Below are 8,118 nucleotides of genomic sequence, written 5' to 3'. Positions count from 1 at the left end.
GTTCTCGTTCTGGATCTGGAAGCCACGCGGATCCGGCGGCGCCGCTCGCGGCGAAGTCGACCGGCACCTGGCCGACGGCCTGCACGGCGTCGGTGTGGAACGGCACCTTGGCGGCGGCGGCCAGCGCGGCCAGGTCGGCGACGGGCTGGACGGTGCCGACCTCGTTGTTGGCCCACATCGCGGTGACCAGGGCGACGTCGTCGTCGAGGGCCGCGGCCAGCGCCGCGGGGTCGAGCTTGCCGGCCGGGTCGACCGGCAGCCAGGTGGCGGCGGCGCCCTCGTGCCGGACCAGCCACTCGACCGAGTCGAGCACGGCGTGGTGCTCGACCGAGCTGGCGATCACCCGCACCCGACCGGGCTTCTCCGCCCGGCGCGCCCAGAAGATGCCCTTGACGGCGAGGTTGTCGGCTTCGGTGCCGCCGCCCGTGAAGATCACCTCGGAGGGCCGGGCGCCGAGGGCGGCCGCGATCCGCTCGCGGGACTCTTCGACGTGCCGGCGCGCGCAACGCCCGGCGGCGTGCAGCGAGGAGGGGTTGCCGACCTCCCGTGCCGTGGCGGCGTAGGCCTCGATGGCCTCGTCGAGCATCGGCGTGGTGGCGGCGTGATCCAGGTATGCCATCACGGTTCAGCGTAGCCCCGTGCGGTCCTTACGCGCCCGAAGGGACCCTTGCCGACGCAAGGGTCCCTTCGTGTCACGTCACTTGCGCTTGCGGATCTCCTCGGCGGCCTGCGGGACGACCTTGAAGAGGTCGCCGACGACGCCGTAGTCGGCCAGCTCGAAGATGGGTGCCTCGGCGTCCTTGTTGACCGCGACGATGGTCTTCGAGGTCTGCATGCCGGCCCGGTGCTGGATCGCGCCGGAGATGCCCAGTGCGATGTAGAGCTGCGGGGAGACGGTCTTGCCGGTCTGCCCGACCTGGAACTGGTGCGGGTAGAAGCCGGAGTCGACCGCGGCCCGGGACGCGCCGACGGCACCGCCGAGCAGGTCGGCGAGCTCCTCGACGAGCTTGAAGTTGTCGCCGCTGCCGACGCCGCGGCCGCCGGAGACGACCACGGACGCCTCGGTCAGCTCCGGGCGGGAGCCCTTCTGCTCCACGACGCGGTCGACGACCTTGGCCAGGGTGTCGGCCGCGCCGAGGCTGACCTGCAGCTCCTCGATGGTCGGGGAGGCGGCCGCCGGGGCCGGCGCGATCGAGTTCGGGCGGATGGTGGCCAGCGGGATCCCGCGGCTGACCTTCGAGCGGACGATGACCTGGCCGGCGAACGCGGGCTGGGTGGCCACGCCCTCGGCGGTCAGCTCGACCGCGTCGGTGAGCAGGCCGTTGTCGAGCTTGACGGCCAGCCGGCCGGCGATCTCCTTGCCCTCCTGGGTGGACGGCAGCAGCACCGCCGCGGGCTGGACCCGCTTGACCAGCTCGGCCAGGGCGGTCGCCTTCGGCGCGACCAGGTGACCGTCGATCTGCTCGCCCTCGCCGGCGTAGACCTTCTCGGCGCCGTACTCGCCGAGCTTGTCGATCATCGCGGCGCTGGCACCGGAGGCGCCGAACACGACCGCCGACGGCGACCCGATCTGCCGGGCCAGGGTCAGCAGCTCGAGCGTGACCTTCTTGACCGTGAAGTCGCGGGTGGCCTCGACCAGGACCAGAACCTCAGCCATGACGTACGCCCCTCTCAGACGAACTTCTCGGAGGACAGGAACTCGACCAGCGCGACGCCGCCGTTGCCGTCGTCGGTGACCTTCTGGCCACCCTGCCGCGGCGGGCGCTTGGCGTGCTCGACCACCTCGGACGACGCACCCGCGAAGCCGACGTCGCCGGCCTCGATGCCCAGGTCGGCTAGGGCCAGGGTCTGCACCGGCTTCTTCTTCGCGGCCATGATGCCCTTGAACGACGGGTAGCGCGGCTCGTTGATCGTGTCCCACACGGACACGACCGCCGGGGTGTTCGCGGTGACGACCTCGTACCCCTCCTCGGTCTGCCGCTCGATGGTCAGCGTGCCGCCCTCGACGGTCAGCTTCCGCGCGCCGGTCAGCGCCGCGACACCGAGCCGCTCCGCGATCATGTGCGGCATCACCTGGACACGGCCGTCGGTCGACTCCGCGCCCGCGATGACCAGATCGGGGTTGAGCGTGCCGAGCGCGGCCGCGAGCACCTTCGACGTGCTCAGCGCGCACGAGCCGTGCAGCGCGTCGTCGATGACGTGGACGGCCTTGTCCGGACCCATCGACAGCGCCTTGCGGATCGACTCCGCGGCACGCTCCGGGCCCATCGTGAGGATCGTGACCTCGCCGCCGTGCGCCTCCTGGATCTTCAACGCCTCCTCGATGGCGTACTCATCCATCTCGTTGATGACGTTGTTGGCCGACTGACGTTCGACCGTGTTGTCGCCAGCGAGGCTGCGCTCCGAGCCGGAGTCGGGCACCTGCTTGACGAGGACGACGATATTCATCGCGTTTCGACGACCCTCCATGGTTGGTTAACGCGCACTTAGGCCGCAGCCTGCCGGGCAGCCGTTCACCCGGTCAATCGCGGGGCGGTGTGGAGTTGCCCACCTGACACCCAGCGCTAACTTACCCGCCAGTAGCTTCCACTCCGCAGAGCATCAGCGTGACACGGGTCACGCCGGTCAGGCGAGCGCGGCACGCACCTTGGCCAGGACGGCTGCCTCACTCGCGTTGACACCGTGCGTAGCCTCGGCCGCCCGCTGCGCCGCGGACAGCACCGCTTCGCGGTAGTTCTCGACCTCGTCGGGCGCCTTCGCGCGCAGGATGGCCAGCGACTGGGTCAGCGCCGGCAGCACCTCGGCCTCGACCCGGCGCGGGTCGTTGCGCGGCAGCCTCGGCAGGCTCCCGCTGGTCAGCACGTCGCGGGCCAGGCCGCGGGCGCCGGTGAACGCGCCGGAGGCCGCGACGCTCTCGCGCACCATCGACAGGAAACCGGGCTCGGCGTTGGAGACGAGGTAGACCACGCCGAAGGCGGCCCGCTTGAGGGTCGCCCGCTCGTGATCGGTCAGCTCAGCCACGATCACGGATGGTAGACGTAGGGCGTGGTGGTGGTGACCGCCACAAACCCCAGGCGCTCGAGGATGGGCCGGCTGTCCGCGGAGGCGTCGACCTGCAGCAGCGTGTAGCCGTTGGCCTCGGCGAGCCGGGCCCGGTGCGCGACCAGCGCGCGGTAGATGCCCCGGCCCCGGTAGGCCGGCAGCGTCGCGCCGCCCCAGAGCGTGGCGAACGCCGTGCCCGGGACGAACCGCACCCAGCCCGCGCTGACCACCTCGTGCGTCTGCTCGTCCTCGGCGACGGTGACCGCGAGGTCGGTCGGGTGCGCGGTGATCTCGTCGTCGAGCATGTCGGCGATCCAACCGCGGTCCTCGTCCCAGACCGCTTCCTCGAGCCGGGCGATGCGGTCGAAGTCGGCCCGGTCGGTGACGTCCCGGAGTCTCACGCCCGGCGGGAGCACCGGCAGCGCGGCCGCCAGCGGTGCGACCGGGCCGATCACCACGGTCTCCTGCTCCTCCGGGGCGAAGCCGTGCGCCTGGAGCCGCTGCGGGAGGTCGGCCGGCTCGTCGTGCCCGTGCAGCTTCCACTCGACCTGCTCGCCGCGCTCGCGGAAGTGGTCGCGCTGGCGGGCGATGAGCGCATCGAGCTCGTCACCGTCGAGGCCGGCCAGGTCCTGGTAGACGATGTAGCCGCCGCCCATCATGCCGCTCGCCCGCTTGAGTGGGCCGTCGCGCTCGACGGTCACGCCCGGGACCTCGGGATCGTAGGTGCGGAGCTGGCTGTCGTACGTCGTTCGCAGAGCGGCGATGTCGAGTTCGGTCACCGGACCAGGCTAAGCCGGGTTGTCGACCGATAATCGAACCGTGATCAGGCGGTGGTTCGACCCCCAGGACGTGGGTGAGACTCCGGACTACCGGTTTTCGCTGGCCAACGAGCGTACGTTCCTGGCCTGGATCCGCACGGCGTTGGCGCTGGTCGCGGGCGGGTTGGCGGCGGCGCAGTTCCTGCCCGTGCTCGGGATCGCACACCTGCGCGAGGTGATCGCGGTGGCGCTGTTGGTGCTCGGCGGCTTCGTCGCGGTGCGGGCCGTCGACCACTGGGCCCGGGCCGAACGGGCGATGCGGCTGCGCCGCGACCTGCCGCCGTCGCGCTTCCCCGCGCTGTTGTCCATCCTGGTCGCCCTCGGTGCGCTGCTGCTCGTGGTCGCCGTGTTGGTGCAGGCGGCGCGTGGCTGAGTCGCCGGACTTCCGCGTCAGCGACACCGGTGTCGCGTGGATCCGCACGCGGCTGGCCTGGGCGCGCACCGTGCTCACCCTGTCGGTGACGGCGGTGCTCGCGGCGCGCTTCGGCGTGCGCCACGGCACGCTCGGCGGCGCCTTCGCGGCGATCGCCATCGCCGGTTGGGGTCTCGGTGGATGGTGGGTGCTGGGCCGGGTGCGGCAGCTTTCGGGCCGGTCCCGGCCGGTGTCGGCGGCGACGCCACGGCTGCTGCTCGTCGCGGCGATGATCGCCCCCGCGTACGCCATCCTCGGCCTGCTGATGGTTTTCACACTCTGACACCCGTTTTGGCAGCGGTACGGGGTGGCCGCGACCGGTGCGGACGGTCCATCATGTCCGCATGGCGCGCCTCTACGGACTCCTCTTCGTGGCCCAGCTCGTGCTGGCCGTGGCTGCTCTGATCAGCTGCCTGTCGGCCGACGAGGGCGAGATCCGGGCCCTGCCGCGCATCGTCTGGGTGCTCATCATCCTGTTCTTCCCGCTGGTCGGCGGCGTGGCGTGGTTCGTCGCGGGCCGGCCGGAGCAGCGCCCCGCGTCGCGTGGCGCGCGCTGGCGACCCGGCTCCGGGTTCCCCGAGAACGAGCGGCCGCGCACCAACGCGCCCGATGACGACCCCGAGTTCCTCAAGTCCATCAACCAACCGCGCACATCGGACGCTGAGATGTTCGAGCGTTGGGAAGCCGACCTACGCCGGCGGGAGGAAGACCTGCGCCGGGAGAAGGAAGACCCGCCGCGCGGGTGACCGTCGCTCGCTCCTCGGGTCGGGGCAGAGGGAGGACGCGGCCCCCCGTTGGCCGCGTCAACCCCCCTCGGCGGCCGATTGCGCGCAGGGCGGTGCGGCCGGTGCCTACTGTGCAAGGCCGGTGTTGGATCTGCGTTGGCTGAACCAGCAAGGGATGGCGCTCGTGCGATAACGTGAGTAACCGTCTTTGCCATGGTAACAACGGGAGATGCCCATGCGGTTCGAGGTTCTGGGCCCGCTGCGCGTGCTGCGCGGGGAAGCCGATCCGGTCGTGCTGGCCGCGCGCCAGCACCGCGTGGTGCTGGCCAACCTACTCGTCGAGGCCAATCACTCGGTGTCCGTCGCGGTGCTCGCCGAGGCGCTGTGGGACAAGGGCGCCGGTGACGAGAGCCGGCGGGGCGCATTGCGGGTGCTCATCCACCACCTGCGCAAGGCACTGGGCGACGAGGTGGTCCGCCGGACGCCCGCCGGCTACCTGCTCGCCGTGCCGGCCGGGCAGCTCGACGCCGACACGTTCACGACGCTCGCGGTCCGCGCGGGCCAGCTGCGCGCCGACGGGCAGTCCGAGGAGGCGCGGCGGGCGCTGCGCAAGGCGCTCGGGCTGTGGCGCGGAGCGGCGGCCTACGAGGGCGACGACTACGGCGACCGCGTGCGCGCCGAGGCCGCCCGGCTGCACGAGCTGCGGCTGGCCGCCTACGAGGACTGCTTCGACCTCGAGCTGGAGCTCGGCCGGCACCGCGAGATCGGGGCCGAGGTGCACGCGCTGGCGGAGCAGCACCCGCTGCGCGAACGGCTGCAGGGCCAGCTGATGACCGCGCTGGCGCGGGCCGACCGGCGCGGTGAGGCGCTGACGGCGTTCGAGCGCACCCGCCGGCTGCTGGCCGAGGAGCTGGGCGTCGACCCGGGCGACAACCTGCGCGAGCTGCACCGGCGGATCCTGCGGGCGGCCGCGCACGAGCGCACGGCGCCGGCCCAGCTGCCGCCGCCGGCGCGTACGTTCCTGGGCCGTGACGAGCCGCTGCGCCGACTCGACGCGCTGGTCACCGCCGAGGGCGGCAACGGCCCGGTGGTGGTGGTCGTCTCCGGCATGGCCGGTGTCGGCAAGACCACGCTGGCGGTGCAGTGGGGCCACCGGGCCCGACGCCGGTTCACCGACGGCCAGCTCGCGGTCGACCTGCGCGGCTGGGCCCAGACCAGTTCGATGCGCCCGGTCGAGGTGATCGGCCGGTTCCTGACCGCGTTCGGCGTGCCGTCGTCGAGCACGCCCGCCGACCTCGACGAGGCGGTCCAGCTCTACCGCACGCTGACGGCCGACAAGCGGCTGCTGGTGCTGCTCGACAACGCGGAGCACGCCGACCAGGTGCGGCCGCTGCTGCCGGCCGGCGCGGGCAGCGTGACGCTGGTGACGAGCCGCAACCGGCTCGCGGGCCTCGTCGCGGTCGACGGCGCGGTCGCCGTGCCACTCGACGTGCTGGCGCCGCCGACCTCGGCAGCGCTGCTCGGCCGCCTCCTGGGCACGGACGTGGTCTCCCGCGAGCCGGCGGCGGCCGCCGACCTCGCGACACTGACGGGCCACCTCCCCCTTGCGCTGCGGATCGCCGCGGCCCAGGTCGACCCGGACGTGCCGGAGCCGATCGCGGCCTACAACCAGCGCCTCCGCGACGGCGACCGCCTGGCGGGCCTGAGCATCGAACACGACGCGGCGGCCACGGTCTCGGCGGCCTTCGACCTGAGCTACGCGGCGCTGCCCACGGACGCCCAACGCCTGTTCCGCCTGCTGGCCCTGGTGCCGGGCGCGGAGTTCGGCGCGGGCCTGGCGGCGGCGCTGGCCGATCTGCCGGACGTCGCACCGGCCCTCGACGCGTTGGTGGCGGCGAGCCTGGTCAACGAGCCGGCACCGGGCCGCTACGGCCTGCACGACCTGGTGGCCGAATACGCCCGGGGCCGCCTGACGGCGGACGAGCCGGACCACACACCGGCCCGCGACCGCCTGTACGGCTACTACCTGTCCCACGTCGACGCGGCCAGCCGCCTGGTCTACCCGGAGTTCTCCCGCCTACCCGGGCTCAACGGTCACGCGGCACCAGCGATCCCGACGCCGCGCACGCCGCGCACGCCGCCGAACCTAACCGACGGGACGACCGCGGCGACCGAGGGCGAGGGGACCTTCGCCGAGGCGGGTGAGGCCGTTGACTGGATCACCGCGGAGTTGCCCAACCTCGTGCCGGCGGTGGCCGCGGCGGCGCAGGAGGGGCCCCGGCCCGCGGCCGTGCGGCTGGCCGACGCGTTGCGGCCGTTTCTCTGGTCGGCCGGCAGTCCGAGCGACTGGCAGGCCATCGCCGAGGCCGCGCTGGCCGCGGCGACGGCCGACGGTGACCAGATGGGCACCGCGTCCGCCGAGATCAGCCTCGGGGACCTGCACGCGCAGCGGTCCGACGCGCCCGCCGCGGAGCCGCACTACCGGCGCGCGCTGGAGTTGGCCCGGGACAGTGGCTGGCGCAGCGGCGAGGGTGGCGTGATGGGCAACCTCGCGTTGCTGCACTGGCGCAGCGGGCGGCTGCTCGACGCCGTGGCGTTGTTCGAGGGCAGCATCGAGGTCGCGCAGCGCAACGAGAACCCGACCGCCGAGGCGACCGTGCTGGGCAACCTGTCCGGGCTCTACTGGGCGCTCGGCCGGCTCGAGGAGTCGGCCAAGGTGCTGCAGCGCGGCCTGCGGCTGCACCGGGCCGCGGGCTGGCCCCAGGCGTCGGCGATCGCGTTCCTCGGCCTCGGGCTGATCCGGGCGGAGCAGGGTCGCTACAAGCAGGCCCGGCGCACGCTCAACGGCGCGCTGCGGATGGCCGTCCGGCACGCCAACCGGCGCACCGAGGGCGACATCCTCTGCGCGATCTCGCAGGTGCACGCCGCCTGCGGCGAGGGGTCCGAGGCGCTGCGCACCGCCCGGCGCGCGGTCGAGATCGGCGTCGAGACCGAGCGCTCGCGGCTGCTGGCCGACGCGCACAAGGCGCTCGGTGTCGCGCACATCGCCAACGGCGACCTCGACCTGGCCGCCGACGCGCTCGACGAGCTGGCCGCACAGGCGGCCCGGCCGCGGATCCCG

Annotated in this window: 9 protein-coding genes; 4 read left to right on the top strand and 5 right to left on the bottom strand. The window is 73.2% G+C overall.

All coding sequences use genetic code 11. The annotated features are described in order from the left end of the window. The 5 genes from AB0H87_RS34135 to AB0H87_RS34115 form a co-directional block, all read right to left on the bottom strand. On the bottom strand, nt 1–619 hold a 619-nt coding region (locus AB0H87_RS34135), incomplete at its 3' end, for an aminotransferase class V-fold PLP-dependent enzyme (RefSeq protein WP_360155271.1). A gap of 78 nt (nt 620–697) precedes the next feature. Further along, on the bottom strand, nt 698–1,657 hold the full coding sequence (locus AB0H87_RS34130; protein ID WP_360155268.1) for an electron transfer flavoprotein subunit alpha/FixB family protein: 960 nt from the start codon (nt 1,655–1,657) through the stop codon (nt 698–700). Nucleotides 1,658–1,671: 14 nt separating this feature from the next. After that, entirely contained in the window at nt 1,672–2,448 is a 777-nt protein-coding gene (locus tag AB0H87_RS34125) for an electron transfer flavoprotein subunit beta/FixA family protein (protein WP_360155265.1), read from the bottom strand. 177 nt (nt 2,449–2,625) lie between these two features. Continuing rightward, on the bottom strand, nt 2,626–3,024 hold the full coding sequence (locus AB0H87_RS34120; RefSeq protein WP_360155274.1) for a hypothetical protein: 399 nt from the start codon (nt 3,022–3,024) through the stop codon (nt 2,626–2,628). Continuing rightward, the gene (locus AB0H87_RS34115; RefSeq protein WP_360155262.1) at nt 3,024–3,821 is read right to left on the bottom strand and encodes a GNAT family N-acetyltransferase; all 798 of its coding nucleotides are present in this window, start codon (nt 3,819–3,821) and stop codon (nt 3,024–3,026) included. The genes AB0H87_RS34120 and AB0H87_RS34115 overlap by 1 nt, the downstream gene beginning before the upstream one ends. A 40-nt stretch (nt 3,822–3,861) precedes the next feature. Between AB0H87_RS34115 and AB0H87_RS34110 the strand changes: the two genes are divergently transcribed. The 4 genes from AB0H87_RS34110 to AB0H87_RS34095 all read left to right on the top strand — a co-directional run. Further along, entirely contained in the window at nt 3,862–4,233 is a 372-nt protein-coding gene (locus tag AB0H87_RS34110) for a DUF202 domain-containing protein (protein ID WP_360155259.1), read from the top strand. After that, nucleotides 4,226–4,555, top strand: a complete 330-nt coding sequence (locus AB0H87_RS34105) for a hypothetical protein (protein ID WP_360155256.1) — start codon at nt 4,226–4,228, stop codon at nt 4,553–4,555. The genes AB0H87_RS34110 and AB0H87_RS34105 overlap by 8 nt, the downstream gene beginning before the upstream one ends. A 61-nt stretch (nt 4,556–4,616) precedes the next feature. Then, on the top strand, nt 4,617–5,018 hold the full coding sequence (locus AB0H87_RS34100; RefSeq protein WP_360155253.1) for a PLD nuclease N-terminal domain-containing protein: 402 nt from the start codon (nt 4,617–4,619) through the stop codon (nt 5,016–5,018). A 214-nt stretch (nt 5,019–5,232) separates the two neighbouring features. Then, nucleotides 5,233–8,118, top strand: a 2,886-nt coding sequence (locus AB0H87_RS34095) for a BTAD domain-containing putative transcriptional regulator (protein WP_360155250.1), incomplete at its 3' end; no start/stop codon positions are given.

The sequence above is a fragment of the Asanoa sp. NPDC050611 genome (genome assembly GCF_040654855.1).
Lineage (GTDB): Bacteria > Actinomycetota > Actinomycetes > Mycobacteriales > Micromonosporaceae > Asanoa.
This window is presented reverse-complemented; position numbering and strand designations above follow the sequence as displayed.

Bases quoted from the DNA above. Each gene is read 5' to 3' on its own strand.
- AB0H87_RS34100 (WP_360155253.1), top strand. From the start codon at position 4,617: ATGGCGCGCCTCTACGGACTCCTCTTCGTGGCCCAGCTCGTGCTGGCC.
- AB0H87_RS34125 (WP_360155265.1), bottom strand. From the start codon at position 2,448: ATGAATATCGTCGTCCTCGTCAAGCAGGTGCCCGACTCCGGCTCGGAG.
- AB0H87_RS34130 (WP_360155268.1), bottom strand. From the start codon at position 1,657: ATGGCTGAGGTTCTGGTCCTGGTCGAGGCCACCCGCGACTTCACGGTC.